Source organism: Stenotrophomonas sp. YJH_SMC_32, from assembly GCF_059369975.1.
The window spans coordinates 323,906-340,272 of the sequence record NZ_JCAFTE010000002.1 but is presented as its reverse complement, the minus strand read 5'-3'; the positions used below and the strand labels follow the sequence as shown (position 1 = coordinate 340,272).

The window sequence follows — 16,367 nt, the reverse complement described above, 5'->3', positions numbered from 1 at the left end:
CCTTCCCTTTCCTCGTCGGCCCGCGCCCACGGAGCACGCGCATGAGCCGCGGCCACTGCATCCTCTCCCATGGCTTCGAGAGCGGCCCGGAGGCGACCAAGGTCACCGCGCTGGCCGAGGTGGCGCAACGCCTGGGCTGGACCCACGAGCGCCCCGACTACACCGACCTGGACGCGATGAGCGAGGTCAGCCGGGTGGGCGACGTGCCGACCCGCCTGCGCCGTCTGGTTGAACGCGCCGCCATCGCTGCCCGTCAGGGGCCGGTGGTGCTGGCCGGCTCCAGCCTGGGCGCCTACATCTCCGCCATCGCTTCGCTGCAGGTGCCGGTGGCCGGCCTGTTCCTGATGGTGCCGCCGACCGCCATGGGCCCGATGCCGGCGCTGGACGCCGCTGCGGTGCCGACCACGGTGGTGCAGGCCTGGCATGACGATGTGGTACCGGCTGCCGGCGTGATTGCCTGGGCGCAGGCGCGTTCGGCGCAGTTGCTGCTGGTTGACGATGGCCACCGCCTGGAGCGCCACGTGGAGGCCTCCGCGCAGGCCTTCGAGCGCCTGCTGCGGCAACTGTGAAGCCAGGGCGCACGGCGCGCCCGCCCGCATTGACTACAATGGCAGCCCCGCCGCCCCCGGCGCGGGCCTGCCGGCCGTGCCTACGGCCCTCCTTTCCGACCGGCCCGGCCCCTGTGCCGCGCCCGACCACCTGCGAACCGATCCCGTGAAATTCTTCGTCTCCTGCGCCAAGGGCCTGGAATACCTGCTTGCCGATGAACTGTCGGCCCTGGGCCTTGGCAAGGCCACCGCCACCATTGCCGGCGTCAACGCCGACGGCGAACTGGCGCAGGCGCTGCGGATCGTGATGTGGTCGCGCCTGGCCAGCCGGGTGCTGTGGCCGATCGACGAGTTCGACTGCCCGGACGAGCAGGCCCTGTATGACGGCGTGCGTGCACTGCCGTGGCACGAGCACATCTCGCCGGAGATGACCCTGGCGGTGGATGCGCACGTGTCCGGCGACAAGATCACCCATGCACGCTTTGCCGCGCAGCGGATCAAGGATGCGATCGTCGACCGCATGCGCGACGAAGGCCTGGAGCGGCCTTCGGTCAATACCGATCTGCCCGACGTGCGCGTCAACCTCTCGCTGCGCAAGGGCCGCGCCTCGCTGTCGATCGACCTCGGCGGTGGCCCGCTGCATCGCCGTGGCTGGCGCGGTGCCGCCCACGAGGCGCCGCTGAAGGAAAACCTGGCCGCCGCGCTGCTGCTGCGCGCGCAATGGCCGCGCCTGCATGCCGCCGGCGGTGGCCTGCTGGACCCGATGTGTGGCAGCGGCACGCTGCTGATCGAAGGCGCGCTGATGGCCGCCGACGTTGCCCCAGGCCTGATGCGGCATGGCAGCCTGCCGCCGAGCCGTTGGCTGGGCTTCGACAAGGCGGCCTGGAAGTCCATCCAGAGCGAAGCACGTGAGCGCGAAGCGGCCGGTCTGGCCGCGCTGAAGCCGGTCATCCACGGCAGCGACATCGACCCGGCTGCGATCCAGGCGGCCCGCGAGAATGCCGAGGTCGCCGGCGTCGCCCACGCGATCCGTTTCACCCGCGCCGATGTCGCCGACCTGGCCGCGCCGGAACAGGAGATCGGTGCGGTGGTCTGCAACCCGCCGTACGACGAGCGCCTGGCCGCCGATCCGGCGTTGTACCGTGCACTGGGCAATGCCTTGCAGAAGGCGGTGCCGCAGTGGCGCGCCAGCCTGCTGTGTGGCAATGACGAACTGGCCTTTGCCACCGGCCTGCGTGCCAGCAAGAAGTACCAGATGTTCAACGGTGCGCTGGAATGCGCGCTGATCGTCTGCGATCCGATCGCTGTGCCGGGCCGTGATCCGGCACAGCCCCGCGAGCTGAGCGAAGGCGCGCAGATGGTGGCCAACCGCCTGCGCAAGAACCTGAAGAAGTTCAAGAGCTGGCGTGCCCGCGAGGACATCACCTGCTTCCGCGCCTACGACGCCGACCTGCCGGAGTACGCGGCGGCCATCGACGTCTACGAGGAAGAGGGTGGCAGGCGGCGTACCTTCCTGCATGTGCAGGAATATGCGGCACCGGCGGCGATTCCCGAGAACGACGTGCGCCGCCGCCGCAATGAGCTGCTGGCCGCCGCGCGCGAAGTGTTCGGCGTGCCACCGGAACAGGTGTCGATGAAATCGCGCGAGCGCGGCAAGGGCGGCAGCAAGTACGGCCGCTTCGAGCAGCGCGACGAGTTCATCGTGGTGCGAGAGAACAACGCGCTGCTGCAGGTGAACCTGTTCGATTACCTGGATACCGGCCTGTTCCTCGACCATCGCCCGCTGCGCCGGATGATGGCCGAGCAGGTGCGTGGCAAGCGTTTCCTCAACCTGTTCTGCTACACCGGCGTGGCCAGCGTGCAGGCCGCCGTGGCCGGTGCCGTCAGCACCACCAGCGTCGACCTGTCGGCCACCTATCTGCAGTGGTGCTACGACAACCTGGCGCTGAACGGGCAGGGGGGCAACCAGCATCTGCTGGTACAGGCCGATGCAATGGCCTGGCTGGAAGGCGACCGCGGCCAGTACGACGTGATCTTCTGTGACCCGCCGACCTTCTCCAATTCCGCCCGCGCCGATGATTTCGACGTGCAGCGCGAACAGCTGAAGCTGCTGCGGGCGGCGGTGGCGCGGCTGGCACCGGGTGGCGTGCTGTACTTCTCCAACAACTTCCGCCGCTTCAAGCTGGAAGAGAACGCCATCGCCGAATTCGCCCAGTGCCGCGAGATCACCGCACGCACGATTGGTCCGGATTTCGAGCGCAACGCGCGCATCCACCGCGCGTGGGAACTGAAGCGGTTGGGGTAAGCCCGGTAGTGCCGGCCGCTGGCCGGCAACTGCGTCAGAACCGTGGAAGGTCCGCGGGATGCCGGCCAGCGGCCGGCACTACCCCATCTGGCCCGTAGAACCACGCCATGCGTGGATCGGCCTAAAGCACCAACAATCGCCCCGGCGCATGGGCCAGGGGCCAATGACCCTGTTCGTACAGCGCAAGCACAGGCTCCCAGTGTGCCGGCAGGCTGAGATGCATCTCCAGCAGGCGTTGCCGGAAGGCGAACATCGCCCCATCGCGCGCCACCAGCTGCAGGTCATGTGCGCCACAGCGCAGTGCCGGCAGATCCAGGGCCGAAAGCGCGCGCATCAACGTGCGGTTGAGTTCGCGTCGGGCGTCGGCGAGTTCGGCGGGATGGGGCAGGGCGCCGTGAAACGGATCCGAATCGCCCAGTGTCGTGGGCATCCATTCGAAACCATCGGTATCGATGGTCCGCAGTGCTTCGGCCAGCGACCGAACGGCGACGACGCCGGCCGTTATGGGCAGTGTTTCACCCAACCGGGAAAAAAAGCCGATTCCAGACATCCGCTGCAGCATGCTATCCATGCGGGCATTGTAGATCCACGCCATGCGAGGATGCCGCTGTCCCCGTCCTGCGGCTACAGCAATTCCAGCACCAACCCCAGCACCGGCAGCGCGATCGCCAGCGGCGCAATCCATGTTGGACGATACGGATACAACCCGAGCGACAGCGTCACGCCGGCCAGGGTCATTGCCCCCAGCCACAGCACCGGGCCCATCGCCCAGCCGTGGTCGGCCACGCACAGTGCGAACGCCGCCGCCAGCAGCGCCCAGCCCAGCACCCGCCACTGCATCCGCCGTGCGGGTGCGGCCGCGGCCTTGCCATGCAGGTCGTGCTGGTGCTTTTCCATCGACAGCGACAGCGCGGTGAACGCAGAGAACGACAGCGCCAGTGCCAGCAGCATCATGCGCTGGCCTCCGCTTCGGCCGCTTCTGCAGTGTTCACCGATGCCTTCGGCGCAGCCGCAGCGGCCGCACGTTTCTTCTTCTCGGCCGCACTCAGCGGTGGCGTCCAGCGCTGCATGCGCCAGCCGCACAGCGCCAGCATCGCGCCGAACGCGATCATCGAAAGATCGACGCCGGCCAGTACCCAGTCGCCGCTGCGCAGTGTGACCCCGAGGTGGGCATGGGTGGTCACTGCATTGACCACCGGGACCAGCGCGAACGCGGCCGCACCCAGGTACAGCTGCCACGCCCACATCATCCGCTTCGGCCAGATGAAGGCGGCCAGCAGCGCGGCGCCCCAGGCGCAGAAGAACACGTTGGCCTCGGCACTGGAGCGCTCGGCGATCTGCAGCGGCAGCAGGCGGTTGCCCCAGAAGTACGCCGCGAAGGCGATCGGCAGGCCGGCCACGGTGCCGATGTTCAGCGCATCGACCAGGCGCAGGCCGAATCCGGTACGCCCGTTCTTGGCATGCTTGGGACGCTCCTTCACCGCCCACAGCACCACGCCGCTGGCGACCATCAGGCAGCCGACCAGGCCGGACAGGAAGAACAGTGCGCGCAGGCCCCAGTCGGCGAAGCGCGCCAGGTGCAGGCCATACAGCACGCCACGGGTGGCGGTGGCACCGCCGGACGGTGGCGTCTCTTCCAGCAGCGCACCGCTGACCATGTCGTAGCGCAGCGCCGGGGTGTCGGTGGACAAACGCCTGCCGTCACGTTGGCGGATGTCAATCACCGCATTGGCAGCGCCCGGGTTGGACACGGTGAAGCCGGCCACTTCCACGCCGTGCCAGTGCGCACGCGCGCTGTCCAGCAACTGTGCGATCGGCAGCGGCGTGGCGCGGCCCTGCGCCGGCGCGGTCACCTCTGGCATGCCGCCGAAGGCTTCGCTGAAGAACTTGTCCTCGTCCTGCGGGTAGGCGACTTTCACCCCCCACGGCAGGTACATGATCATCAGAGTGACGATGCCGGTGTAGGTGATCATCGCGTGGTACGGCAGGGCCATCACCGCGCTGACGTTATGGAAATCCAGCCAGGACCGCAGGCCCTTGTCCTTGCGGAAGGTGAAGAAGTCCTTGAAGATTTTCTTGTGGGTGATGACGCCGGTGATGATCGCCACCAGCATGAACATCGCGCAGAAACCGACCAGGTAGCGCGCCCAGTACACCGGGATGTAGTGCAGGTCGAAGTGCAGGCGGTAGAAGAAGTCGCCGCCACGGGTCTCGCGCGCCTTCAGTGCCTGGCCGGTGTTCGGGTCGAGCGTGGCGTCGCCGAAGCCACCGCGACGGCCACGACTGGGGTCGGCCAGTTCCGGTGGCAGCCGCCAGAACAGCTGCATGGCCGGGTTGCGCGGCTGCGGCAGGGTGACGAACCAGTTCTCGGCGTGGCTCGCATTGGCCTGCAGGTAGTCCACCGCGCGCTGCGCGGCCACGTCGATGCTGACGTTGCTGGACGGCAGCTCCGGGCGCATCCAGCGACTGATTTCCTCGCGGTAGTAGCTGGCCGTGCCGGCCATGAAGATCAGCAGCAGCAACCAGCCGACCAGCAGGCCCGTCCAGGTATGCAGCCAGGCCATCGACTGGCGGAATCCGTTCTTCATGCCCAGGCGCCCAACAGGCGTGCGACCGCCGCCATCAGCAGGGCGGGGGCGAGGATGCCGACCCAGGCCCGCAGTGCGCTGCGGGTGGCAAAGGCCCACAGCGCCGCGCAGGCAGCCACCACAATGGCCAGCAGCATGCCGGTCAGCACGGTCTGGCCGCGCGCGCCGGGCAACGCCACCGCGCAGAACACGCTGGTCATCGAGGCCAGCGCATAGCCGCCGAAAATCGCGGCCAAAGCGCGTGACAGCACGCCCCAGCGCGGGCTGGAGAACAAGGTGCGGGGGCTGGCGGGTGTGGGCGAGCGGTCCACGGCGTTCCTGAAGGTAGGAGAAGGGATGGAACGCGTCCGCGGCCCCCTTGCGCCCTGCGCATGTCGCCCAGCGTGTCCCATCGACGAAGCACTGCCCGCGCAGACGGGCAGCCCAGAAGTCGGGGCAGTACACGGGCGATGGGCACGTTTTTGGTGCCCGTTTGGCTAAGCGTACAACCGATCAGCAAATGATATGTATTCGCATTTCATGAATCAAGCGTGCTGATCGTGGGCGTTGGCCGGGGCTAGAAACTGAACACCACGGTTGCCGCATGCAGCAGCAGGCCGATCAACCCGCCCACCAGGGTGCCGTTGAAGCGGATGAACTGCAGGTCGCGACCCACGCTCAGTTCCAGTTGCTCGACCAGGTGCCGCTCATCCCAGCCCTTCACGGTCTGCGCGATATGCGTGGTCACGCCCTCGCGCAGGCGGCCGGTCAGGCGCTGCGCACCTTCCAGCAGGTGCTGGTTGAGGGCCTCGCGCAGGGCCGGGTCGGCCTGCAGGCTGCTGCCCAGCGACGCCAGGCTGCGCCGCAGGTGTCCGACCAGCGCAGAGTCTTCGCGTTGCAGGTCGGCGCGCAGGCTGGCATGGATACGCGCCCACAGGCCCTGCACGTAGTCCTGCAGGGCGGGGTGGTCGATCATGTCCTGCTTGAGCTGTTCGATGCGCTCAGCCAGCGCCGGGTCTTCGCGCAGGCGCTGCACGTAGTTCTGCAGCCAGGTCTCGTAGTCCTGGCGCAGCGGATGCTGCGGCTCGGCCAGCACCTGTTGCAGTTCTTCCAGTACCGCCCGCGCCAGGCGTTCGGCCAGGCTGTCGCCGATCTCGTCGATTGGCTTGACCCAGTTCACCGTGCTCGACAGCGTCGGCCATTCGCGCTGGATGTAGCGCACGATCAGCTGCGAGGCGCGCTCCTTCACCTCCGGCTGCTCCAGCCAGCGTCCCAGGCGCTGCAGGCCCTCGTCCAGCACGCGCTGGTGGCGGCCATCGGCGGTCAGCAGGGCCAGCAGTTCACCGGCGGTGGCAGCAGCGTTCCACTGCCGCAGCTGCTGCACCACGAAGGCATGCAGTTGCCGCCGCACCGCGGTTTCGTCGAAGAAATCCAGTGCCTGCAGCGCCCAGCCGCGGGCCATGTCGGCCAGCATCCGCGAGCGTGCCGGGTCGGCCAGCCAGCTACCGAGACGACTGGCCGGATCGAACACCTGCAGCTTGGCCAGCAGCACACCCGGTTCCAGGAACTGGTCGCGCACGAACAGCGCCAGGCTGTCGCCGATGCGTTCCTTGCTGCGCGGGATGATCGCGGTGTGCGGAATCGGTAGGCCCATTGGCCGCCGGAACAGCGCAACGACTGCGAACCAGTCGGCCAGCGCGCCGACCGCAGCAGCCTCGCAGAAGGCCGAAACCCAGGCCCAGATGCCGCGTTCGCCGTGCCAATGGCTGACCGCGAATCCGGCCAGCATCAACAGCAGCAGGCCCAGTGCGAGGGCTTTCAGGCGCCGCAGCTGGGCGCGGCGCGGATCGTGGGCAGGCGTCATGCCGGAAGTCTAACCGGCACGGCATGAGCATCTGGTAGTGCCGGCCGCTGGCCGGCATCTTCAGTTCACCCGATACCTTCATGGGGTTGCCGGCCAGCGGCCGGCACTACCTGCTTGCGCAGCGCGGCCAGCTGCGCGCGCAGGGTGTCGTTCTCGCGGGTCAACGCGACCACGCGGCGGCGCAGGGCCGGGGCATCCTCGCCCAGCTGTTCCAGTGCCAACAGTACCTCGGCGTCGCGGCTGGCGATCTCGTCCTCGCTGGGCTCCTCGAAGTCCATCTCGGCCGCGTCCGGCTTCGGCGCGCGCGGCTTGCGCTTGGATTCGCGCACGCGCTTGGCCGCCTGCTTCAGCTCATCCTTGCCGCCGGCGGCGGCGGCGCGTTGCTCCTCTTCGGGCAGATCGGCCACGGCTGCGGCGGCGCTGATCGAGATCACGCCGGCCTTCACTGCCTCCACCACTTCGGGTGCAGCCTGGGCATGGATGCGCTCGATCATGACGACCTGGCTGGTACTCAGCTTGGCTTCGCGGGCCAGTTCGGCGCGGCTGAGCTTCGGTGCCGGCTCCCACGGCGGGCTGTCCTCGCCCGCCTCATCGGCAATCTCGGCGGTACCGTCGCTCTCGCGCTGCAGCTGCGCCTGCTCGACCTGCTTGCGGGCGGCCAGGATGTCGCGCTTGCGCAGCGCCAGCACGCCGCGCTGGAAATCGGACACGCTGCGACGGCCCAGATGCTGCTCGATCATCCACAGGTGAACGTCTTCCATGCTCTGGAAGCGCGTGTTCTGCACGGTGTTGAAGGGCAGGCCATGCTTCTGGCAGATGCCGAAACGGTTGTGACCATCGACCAGCACATTACCCCACAGCACCAGCGCATCGCGGCAGCCTTCGGCCAGGATGCTGCGCTCCAGCGCGTCATGTTCGTCCGCGGTCAGCGGGTCGATGTAGGCCTTGAGTTCTTCTTTGACGACGATATCCATGGGCACGGCAACGAGCAGGAGCGGAACCGCCCATTGTACCCGCTCGCCGCCGCCGGCCCGGGCTCAGGCGGTGACCCGGATCATCTCGCCCAGGGTGCCGGTGATCTGGTCGATCTGCGCCTTGTCCACGATCAGCGGCGGCGACAGCGCGATGATGTCACCGGTGCAGCGCACCAGCAGCCGGCCATCGTGGAAGCAGCGCCGGAACACCTCGTAGCCGCGGCTGCCAGGGGCATCGCGGCGCGGTGCCAGCTCGACCGCGCCGACCAGCCCGAAGTTGCGGATGTCGATCACGTTGGGCAGGCCCTGCAGCGCGTGCAGCCGTTCCTGCCAGTACTCGCCCAGTTCGATGGCGCGCTCGAACAGGCGCTCCTCGGCGCAGACGTCCAGTGTTGCCAGCGCTGCGGCGCAGGCCAGCGGGTGACCCGAGTAGGTATAGCCGTGGAACAGCTCGATGGCCTGCGGCGGGGCCTGCATCAGCGTGGCATGCACGGCGTCGCTGGCCAGCACGCCGCCCAGCGGCACCGCGCCGTTGCTGACCGCCTTGGCGAAGGTCAGCAGGTCCGGTGTGACCCCGAAGCGCTGCGCGGCGAAGGGCATGCCGACCCGGCCGAAACCGGTGATGACCTCATCGAACACCAGCAGGATGCCGTGGTGGTCGCACAATTCGCGCAGGCGCTGCAGGTATCCGGGCGCGGGCAGGATCACCCCGGCGGAGCCGGCGATGGGCTCGACGAAGACGGCGGCAATCGTCGAGGCGTCATGCAGCGCGATCAGCCGTTCCAGGTCGTCGGCCAGCTCCGCGCCCTGGCGCGGCAGGCCCTTGCTGAACGCGTTGCGCTGCAGGTCCAGAGTGTGGCGCAGATAGTCCACGCCCCCCAGTTGCAGGCCGAACGCCCTGCGGTTGTTGGGCAGACCGCCCAGCGCCATGCCACCGAAACCGACGCCGTGATAGGCCTTCTCGCGGCTGATGAAGCGCGTGCGCTGGCCCTCGCCACGCTGGCGGTGGTAAGCCAGCACGATCTTCATCGCGGTATCCACCGCCTCCGAGCCGGAGCTGGTGAAGAACACATGGTTGAGCGGGGCCGGAGCCAGTGCGGCCAGCCGCTGTGCCAGCGCGAAGGCCGGCGGCGAGCCCATCTGGAAAGCGGGCGAGTAGTCGAGCGTGCGTGCCTGCCCGGCGATGGCCTCGACGATGCGCGGTCGCGCGTGGCCGGCGTTGCAGCACCACAGGCCGGCGGTGCCGTCGAGGATCTGTCGGCCATCGATGTCTTCGTAGTGCATGCCTTCGGCGCGGACCAGCATGCGTGGTGCCGCCTTGTACTGGCGGTTGGCGGTGAATGGCATCCAGTAAGCGTCCAGTGACTCGGGGCGCTGTGTGGTCAGGTCGTGCAGGTCGCTTCCGGGACGCTTCATGCCAGCTCCGTCGGGTCCGATGCGACGAATGTAGCGCAGCCACGTCACGGCGGAGTCGCGGTGACCCCGGTATAACCAAGGCTCGTAGAATGCTGGAGCTTCCCATGGCCGATTTCCCCGACCGCAGCCATTGGCAGGCACTGGCCCTCCAGCTGTCGATGCCAGGCCAGGCCTTCATCGATGGCCGCTATGTCGATGCAGCCAGCGGCGCCCGTTTCGACTGCGTCAGCCCGATCGACGGTCGCGTACTGGGGGCGGTCGCCGACTGCGACGCACAGGACGTGGAGCGCGCGGTACTGGCCGCGCGGCGCAGCTTCGAGGCCGGCCACTGGTCGCAGGCCAGCCCGGCCCAGCGAAAGCGCGTACTGTTGGCGCTGGCGGCATTGGTCGAAACGCATGCCGACGAGCTGGCCCTGCTGGAAACCCTGGACATGGGCAAGCCGGTGCGTGATGCGCGCCGCATCGACCTGCCAGGCGCGGTGCGCTGCCTGCGCTGGACCGCCGAGGCCGTGGACAAGCTGTACGGCGAGATCGCGCCGACCGGCCCGCACGAACTGGGACTGGTCACGCGCGAGGCCGCCGGGGTCGTGGCCGCGATCGTTCCGTGGAACTTTCCGCTGCTGATGGCCTGCTGGAAGATCGCGCCTGCATTGGCCATGGGCAACTCGGTGGTGCTCAAGCCGTCCGAGCGCTCGCCCTTGAGTGCGTTGCGGCTGGCGGCGCTGGCCGCCGAAGCGGGCCTGCCAGAGGGCGTGCTGAACGTGCTGCCGGGGCACGGTGCGCGCGTCGGTGAGCCGTTGGCCCTGCACATGGATGTGGACGTGCTCGCCTTCACCGGCTCCACGGCCACGGGCGCGAAGCTGCTGCAGTGTTCAGGGCGATCCAACCTCAAGCGGGTCTGGCTGGAATGTGGCGGCAAGAGCCCGCATGTGGTGTTCGCCGACGCCCCTGATCTGGACGCCGCCGCGAAGGCGGTGGCACAGGGTATCTTCTTCAACCAGGGCGAGGTCTGTACCGCAGGTTCGCGGCTCCTGGTACAGCGTTCGATCCGCGAGGATTTCGTGCATCAGGTGGTTGTCTATGGCCAGCACATGCACCCCCGCCATCCATTGGACCCCGATGCGCCGATGGGCGCGCTGGTGGATGCCGCGCACCTGGACAAGGTGATGGACGATATCGCGCGCGCCGAAGGCGAGGGTGCCCGGTTGCTGCTGGGTGGGCGGCGCGCCGAAGTGGAAGCCGGCGGCAGCTACGTCCAGCCCACCGTGTTCGACCAGGTGCGCCCGGAGCAGGCACTGGCGCGCGAGGAAGTGTTCGGGCCGGTGCTGGCTGTGCTTGGTTTCGAAGACGAGGCCGAAGCGGTGCGCGTGGCCAATGACAGCCGCTACGGCCTGGCCGCCGGCCTGTGGACACGGGACCTGGGGCGAGCCCACCGCGTCGCGCGCCAGCTGCGTGCCGGCAGCATCTGGGTGAACGGCTGGGATGGCGGCGACATGACCGCTCCGTTCGGGGGCTACAAGCAGTCCGGCAACGGGCGCGACAAATCGCTGCATGCGTTCGACAAGTACAGCGAGATCAAGGCCACCTGGATGCAGCTGTAACGACGCGATTGCTGGACGGCTGTTCGCTCTCTGTAGAGTCGAGCGATGCTCGACTGCCGTTCGTTCTTGTAGAGCCGAGCCATGCTCGGCTGCATCTCGCGAAGAACCGTCGAGCATGGCTCGACGTTACAGGAGGCGCCTGCCCCCTCGTCGGCATCGGTGTCGGCTGAAACCATCGTGCCGTACCGCCGCCAGCCCGTGGCAGAATCGGTCGATCTGCCATTTCCCGTGTTGCCGATGTCCTCGATCACCGCTGCCGCGCCGCCCGTGAATTCCCCCCGTCGTGTTCTGCTGGCCAGCCTGATCGGTACCACGATCGAGTTCTTCGACTTCTACATCTACGCCACGGCCGCGGTGCTGGTGTTCCCGCACCTGTTCTTCCCGGACAGCAGCGAACAGGCAGCCCTGCTGCAGTCGCTGGCAACCTTCGCGGTGGCCTTCATCGCACGCCCGGTTGGCTCGGCAGTGTTCGGCCATTTCGGCGATCGCATCGGCCGCAAGGCCACCCTGGTGGCTGCGCTGCTGACCATGGGGCTGTCCACGGTGCTGATCGGCCTGCTGCCGACGCACGCGCAGATCGGTCTGTGGGCGCCGGCGCTTCTGGCGCTGTGCCGTTTCGGCCAGGGCCTGGGTCTGGGCGGCGAGTGGGGCGGGGCAGTGCTGCTGGCCACCGAGAACGCACCGCCGGGCAAGCGTGCCTGGTACGGCATGTTCCCGCAGCTGGGTGCACCGCTCGGCTTCCTGCTGTCGGCCGGCATCTTCCTGGTGCTGGGCCGTTGCCTGAGCCAGGCCGACTTCCTGCAATGGGGCTGGCGCATTCCGTTCGTGGCCAGCGCGCTGCTGGTCGGCCTCGGCCTGTGGGTGCGGCTGAACATCCACGAGACCCCCGACTTCAAGCAGGCGCTGGAGCGCAAGGCGCCGGTGCGGCTGCCGATGTGGACGGTGCTGCGTGACCACCCGGTGCCGATGCTGCTGGGTACCCTGGGCGCGTTCGCCACCTTCGTGCTGTTCTACCTGATGACCGTGTTCAGCCTCGGCCATGGCACGGCGGTGCTGGGTTACAGCCGCGAGCAGTTCCTGCTGATGCAGATGGCCGGCATGCTGTTCTTCGCGCTGGGCATCCCGCTGTCGGCGCGCTATGGCGACCGCTGGGGGACGCGCCGCACGATGATCGTGGCCAGCGTGCTGATCATCGGTTTCGGCGTGCTGTTCGCGCCGCTGTTCCAGCCGCACAGCCCGTGGATGGTCACCGCCTTCCTGTGCCTGGGCCTGTTCCTGATGGGCCTGACCTATGGTCCCTGCGGTACCTTCCTGGCCGAGATCTACCCGGTGGAGGTGCGCTACACCGGCGCATCGCTGTCATTCAACCTGGCCGGCATTCTGGGTGCGGCACCGGCGCCGTACCTGGCCACCTGGCTGGCTGAACGCTTCGGTCTGGTCGCGGTCGGCTACTACCTGTGCCTGACTGCGGCAGCGACGCTGTGCGCGATGGTGGCACTGCACCGGCGCGCGCTGCGGTTCAGCCAAAGAAGCGCTTGAGCGTGCGTCCCAGCCAGCCACCGCCCTGGTGCTCGCGGGTGAACTGGTTCAGGTGCGCCTTGACCTGTTCGGCATAGGCCTGGTCATCGCCGCGGATGTGGTTGAACAGCCAGCGCGAGAGCATCGTGCGCAGTTCATCGCTGATGTCCTCGCCGGCCTGGAAGCGCAGCCGGTACTCGGCCACACGCTTGATGAAGATCTCATGCACGCGCTTGTGCGCGGCACAGAACGGGTAGCCCGCTTCCTCCATCAGCTCTTCCTCGAACGCGAAGTGCGACATGGTGTAGTCGACCACCTCGTCGATCACTTCACCCACTGCCGCGCGCTGCAGGCTGGACTGGGCCACTTGCAGGTGGTTGAGCATCTCGATGATGCGGCGGTGTTGTTGGTCGATCACATCGATGCCGATGTTCAGATCGTCCTGCCAGACCAGTAGTGCCATCCCCGGCTCCCCTTCATGCGTATGTCGGGGCCGACTGTAGAGCTGCCGTGCGGGAACGGCGTTGATCTGGATCAAAGCGAGCCGGTCAGGTCAGCGCTGGCTCGCGTGGGCGCAGCGGGCTGGCCACGGTGGTGCAGCTGACCCGGTTGCGGCCGCCGGCCTTGGCCAGGTACAGCTGGCGGTCGGCCTCGGAGATCAGCCGGTGCAGCGCATCGCGCTGCGGGCGCAGGCAGCACAGGCCGATGCTGACCGTCATGCGCAGGGTAGCGGTGCCGATGTCCACCTCCAGTGCGGCGATGCGCTGGCGCAGCTCCTCGAAGTACAGCAGCGCCTCGTCCTGTTCCAGGTCTGGCACCAGCAGGCAGAACTCCTCGCCGCCGAAGCGCGCGATCAGGTCGTGGCTGCGTGCATGCGCAGTCACCGCGCCGGCCACCGCGCGCAGCGCGTCGTCGCCCGCTTCGTGGCCATGGGTGTCGTTGATGTGCTTGAAGTGGTCGATGTCGATCATCGCCACCGCCACGCATTGGCCGTGCAGCTGCAGCTGCGGCAGCTGACGCTGGCTCTGCTCCAGGAAGAAGCGTCGGTTGGGCAGGCCGGTGAGGAAATCGCGGGTGGCCAGGTCCTGCAGCGTGCCGATCAGTTCCAGCTGATCCACGTTCTGCGAGACACGGCAGAAGAATTCCTCGCGCGAAAAGGGTTTTCGCAGGAAATCGTTGGCGCCGTTCTTCAGGAAGCGCGGGATCAATGAGGCGTCGGTATTACCGGAGATGCCGATCACCGCCACCTTGTCGCGCGAGCGCAGGGTGCGCAGGCGACGGGTGAATTCCACCCCCTGCATGCCGGGCATTTCCTGGTCGACCACCGCCAGGCGGATCGCCGGGTGCGCCTCGATTGCAGCCAGGCCCTCGTTGCCGTCGGCGGCTTCGTGCACCTCATGCCCATACATGCGCAGCAGGGCGGCGGCATAGCCACGCGCGGACGGCGAATCGTCCACCACCAGCGCGGCGATGCGTCGGTTGCGTTCCAGCCGCTGCACCAGCCACACCAGGTAGTCGATGCTGCCCGGGGTGTTCTTCAGCACGTAGTCGATGATCTGCTGCTGTAGTACGCGCTTGCGCAGGTCCTCGTCGTAAACGCCGCTGACCACCACCGTCGGCAGGTCGCGCTTGAGGAAGAACTCGACCACCGCATCGCGGTCGCCATCGGCCAGCACCAGTCCGGTCAGCACCAGGAACCAGCCCCCGCCTTCGCTGAGCAGCCGGTCGGCCTCGGCCAGGGTGGAGGCGATCACCACCGGCAGTTCCAGGCGCTGCTCGATCGCTTCGCGCAGCATGCCGGTGAACGCACGGGAGTTTTCGACCAGCAGGATCCGCTGTGGCAGCGGATCGGCCAGGTCGCCTTCGACGGCGGCCTGCGGCAGGACGGGCATGATGCGGTGGCTCACGAGGGAGGGGCTCGGCACGGATAGCGGCGGTTTCGGGCGCAACTTTAGCGGAGCAGCGTGCCCTGCGCGTCGTTCCCGGTCAGGCAGGCGATGCGAATGCCGCCGCTGTACCCGCAATCGATTCGTGCAGGACGAGCCGGAGCCGGTTGCTACGGCAATGCACCGTGCCGCCGTAGGCCATTATCCGGCCGGCCAGACGCTCGGTGGCTTGCTGAACGGTCCGGTTCGACAGCGTGCAACCACGGTCAAGCAGGCCCACAACCACCACGATGCCGCGGCGTTCGCCAGCCTGGCCGCTCCGGGCGCGCACGCTGACCTGTCCCGACTCCAGCTCCAGCAGTAGCGACACCGCCTCGATCAGCGAGCGATAGATGGCGAGTTGCAGGTCCACCGTCAGCAAGCAGGGGTTGCCCTCCAGCCGGGGCGGAATCACGCGATGGGAGTTGTTCCAGGTCTCGCATGCGCCGCCAACCCGCAGCGCGATATACAGCCCAACCTGCTCCAGCCCCGTGGGGTAGACCAGACTGGCCTGTTCACGGAACAGCCGCGAGTGCACGGATGAGGCGTGCTGCAGGCTGTTGGCCACGGCATGATGCCCCTGCGCCTTCAGCCAGCTGACCATCTCGCCGAGCGAGCTGTCCATGCCTTCGCCGAGTTGCTTGAGATGGGAGGCGCGCTCGCGAAGCTCACGCTCACGGGTCTGATGCGAACTGCGTGCCAAGCGCAATGTGGTTTCCTCAGCCAGTCCACGGGACCGTGCACGCTCATGGTGATAGCTGATGCTGGATCCCAGTGCGAGCAGTGCGACACTCATCACGGCCATGTTCTGCTGGGTGGCGAAGGTGCCCAGGTCGAACGAGGACGGTAGGCCGGTGCTGGGTGTGGCGAAATGGAGTGGAAGGTTCAACAGCGGAATCGCGATGGCAGCGCCACGCCACCCATGCATGAAGGTCAGGGCGATCGCTGGGAGGGAGGACAGCAGCACCAGGTGGGTGCGTGTGGTGTGGGCGCTGATGGCCGTCAGCTGCATGCACAGGCCCAGGACCAGCATCACCAGGATGGCCGTGACCGTAGGCGCAGCAAAGCGGCGCGTCCAATTGGGATCCGCGTGTCGTCGCGACCAGAGGAATGCCAACGGCACGAGGGTGATGATGGCGGCGAAGTGGCCAAAGATCGTGCGATCAACTGCGCTAAGCAGGTTGCTGGGCGGCGGGTTCGACCACAGAGCAAATGAAATGCCCATATTGAGAGCCGGGACGAACAATGCCGTGCAGAAGGTCAGCGACAGCAGCCAGAGGCCGGTGGCGGACTCTGATGGCATTCTCATGCGATGCAAGTAGACCACCAGCATCGCCAGCGGCATCAGCAGAGTCGAGGCCAGGATGACCCAGACCAGGCCGTAGCTATCGATCATGGGGATGCGCAGGGTTGCGAAGTACGCGTACTCCCCAAGCAGCAGGTAGGGCCACAGGCGGGTCGGGACGATCAGTAGTGCCGCTGCCCGGATGCCCGCAGGCAGGAAGAACTGATCCAGCGAGAACTGACGGGAGGCAAGGCAGCTCAGGGCGTAGACGGCCGCGAGTGCGATTCCGACGGGTCGGATCCGGAAGCTCAGTTCAATCGATTCTTTGAATCGCTCCAAGCCCGCGTCTCCCGTCTCCCGGCCA

Annotated in this window: 14 protein-coding genes; 4 read left to right on the top strand and 10 right to left on the bottom strand. The window is 67.6% G+C overall.

Going from position 1 to position 16,367, the window contains the following annotated elements; genetic code table 11:
- The first annotated feature begins 41 nt into the window (after positions 1-41).
- Positions 42-569, top strand: a complete 528-nt coding sequence (locus tag AC5P7S_RS05640) for an alpha/beta hydrolase (protein WP_005415905.1) — start codon at positions 42-44, stop codon at positions 567-569.
- 145 nt (positions 570-714) lie between these two features.
- Positions 715-2,853 (top strand): bifunctional 23S rRNA (guanine(2069)-N(7))-methyltransferase RlmK/23S rRNA (guanine(2445)-N(2))-methyltransferase RlmL, encoded by a 2,139-nt coding sequence (gene rlmKL, locus AC5P7S_RS05635; protein ID WP_095378318.1) that lies wholly within the window; start codon positions 715-717, stop codon positions 2,851-2,853.
- A gap of 121 nt (positions 2,854-2,974) precedes the next feature.
- On the opposite strand, the gene AC5P7S_RS05630 is transcribed toward rlmKL, so the two are convergent.
- From AC5P7S_RS05630 to aptA, 7 genes are all read right to left on the bottom strand, one after another.
- The gene (locus AC5P7S_RS05630; protein ID WP_095378317.1) at positions 2,975-3,448 is read right to left on the bottom strand and encodes a hypothetical protein; all 474 of its coding nucleotides are present in this window, start codon (positions 3,446-3,448) and stop codon (positions 2,975-2,977) included.
- A 29-nt stretch (positions 3,449-3,477) separates the two neighbouring features.
- Positions 3,478-3,807, bottom strand: coding sequence for a DUF3325 domain-containing protein (locus AC5P7S_RS05625; protein WP_095378316.1), 330 nt, complete (start codon positions 3,805-3,807; stop codon positions 3,478-3,480).
- On the bottom strand, positions 3,804-5,441 hold the full coding sequence (locus tag AC5P7S_RS05620; RefSeq protein WP_095378315.1) for a PepSY-associated TM helix domain-containing protein: 1,638 nt from the start codon (positions 5,439-5,441) through the stop codon (positions 3,804-3,806). Before AC5P7S_RS05620 ends, AC5P7S_RS05625 begins: the two co-directional genes overlap by 4 nt.
- Positions 5,438-5,752 carry a DUF3649 domain-containing protein gene (locus AC5P7S_RS05615; protein ID WP_005415910.1) on the bottom strand — a complete coding sequence of 105 codons (315 nt, stop codon included), beginning with the start codon at positions 5,750-5,752 and terminating at the stop codon, positions 5,438-5,440. The genes AC5P7S_RS05620 and AC5P7S_RS05615 overlap by 4 nt, the downstream gene beginning before the upstream one ends.
- A gap of 245 nt (positions 5,753-5,997) precedes the next feature.
- A complete protein-coding gene (locus AC5P7S_RS05610) occupies positions 5,998-7,284 on the bottom strand; it encodes a DUF445 domain-containing protein (RefSeq protein WP_005415911.1) in 1,287 nt (428 codons plus the stop codon).
- A 65-nt stretch (positions 7,285-7,349) separates the two neighbouring features.
- The gene (locus AC5P7S_RS05605) at positions 7,350-8,258 is read right to left on the bottom strand and encodes a plasmid replication/partition related protein (RefSeq protein WP_095378314.1); all 909 of its coding nucleotides are present in this window, start codon (positions 8,256-8,258) and stop codon (positions 7,350-7,352) included.
- A gap of 63 nt (positions 8,259-8,321) precedes the next feature.
- Positions 8,322-9,674 (bottom strand): omega-aminotransferase AptA, encoded by a 1,353-nt coding sequence (gene aptA / locus AC5P7S_RS05600; RefSeq protein WP_095378313.1) that lies wholly within the window; start codon positions 9,672-9,674, stop codon positions 8,322-8,324.
- Positions 9,675-9,778: 104 nt separating this feature from the next.
- Between aptA and AC5P7S_RS05595 the strand changes: the two genes are divergently transcribed.
- Both AC5P7S_RS05595 and AC5P7S_RS05590 read left to right on the top strand, forming a co-directional pair.
- On the top strand, positions 9,779-11,275 hold the full coding sequence (locus AC5P7S_RS05595) for an aldehyde dehydrogenase (RefSeq protein ID WP_095378312.1): 1,497 nt from the start codon (positions 9,779-9,781) through the stop codon (positions 11,273-11,275).
- A 237-nt stretch (positions 11,276-11,512) separates the two neighbouring features.
- Positions 11,513-12,814 (top strand): MFS transporter, encoded by a 1,302-nt coding sequence (locus AC5P7S_RS05590; protein WP_095378341.1) that lies wholly within the window; start codon positions 11,513-11,515, stop codon positions 12,812-12,814.
- Here AC5P7S_RS05590 and AC5P7S_RS05585 read toward each other — a convergent pair.
- The 3 genes from AC5P7S_RS05585 to AC5P7S_RS05575 form a co-directional block, all read right to left on the bottom strand.
- Entirely contained in the window at positions 12,795-13,256 is a 462-nt protein-coding gene (locus AC5P7S_RS05585; protein ID WP_095378311.1) for a bacteriohemerythrin, read from the bottom strand. The two genes, AC5P7S_RS05590 and AC5P7S_RS05585, sit on opposite strands and share 20 nt — an antisense overlap.
- A gap of 85 nt (positions 13,257-13,341) precedes the next feature.
- A complete protein-coding gene (locus tag AC5P7S_RS05580) occupies positions 13,342-14,685 on the bottom strand; it encodes a diguanylate cyclase (RefSeq protein ID WP_095378310.1) in 1,344 nt (447 codons plus the stop codon).
- Positions 14,686-14,779: 94 nt separating this feature from the next.
- Complete coding sequence (locus tag AC5P7S_RS05575) at positions 14,780-16,342, bottom strand: MASE1 domain-containing protein (RefSeq protein ID WP_005415918.1); 1,563 nt, start codon at positions 16,340-16,342, stop codon at positions 14,780-14,782.
- Between the last annotated feature and the right edge of the window lie 25 nt (positions 16,343-16,367).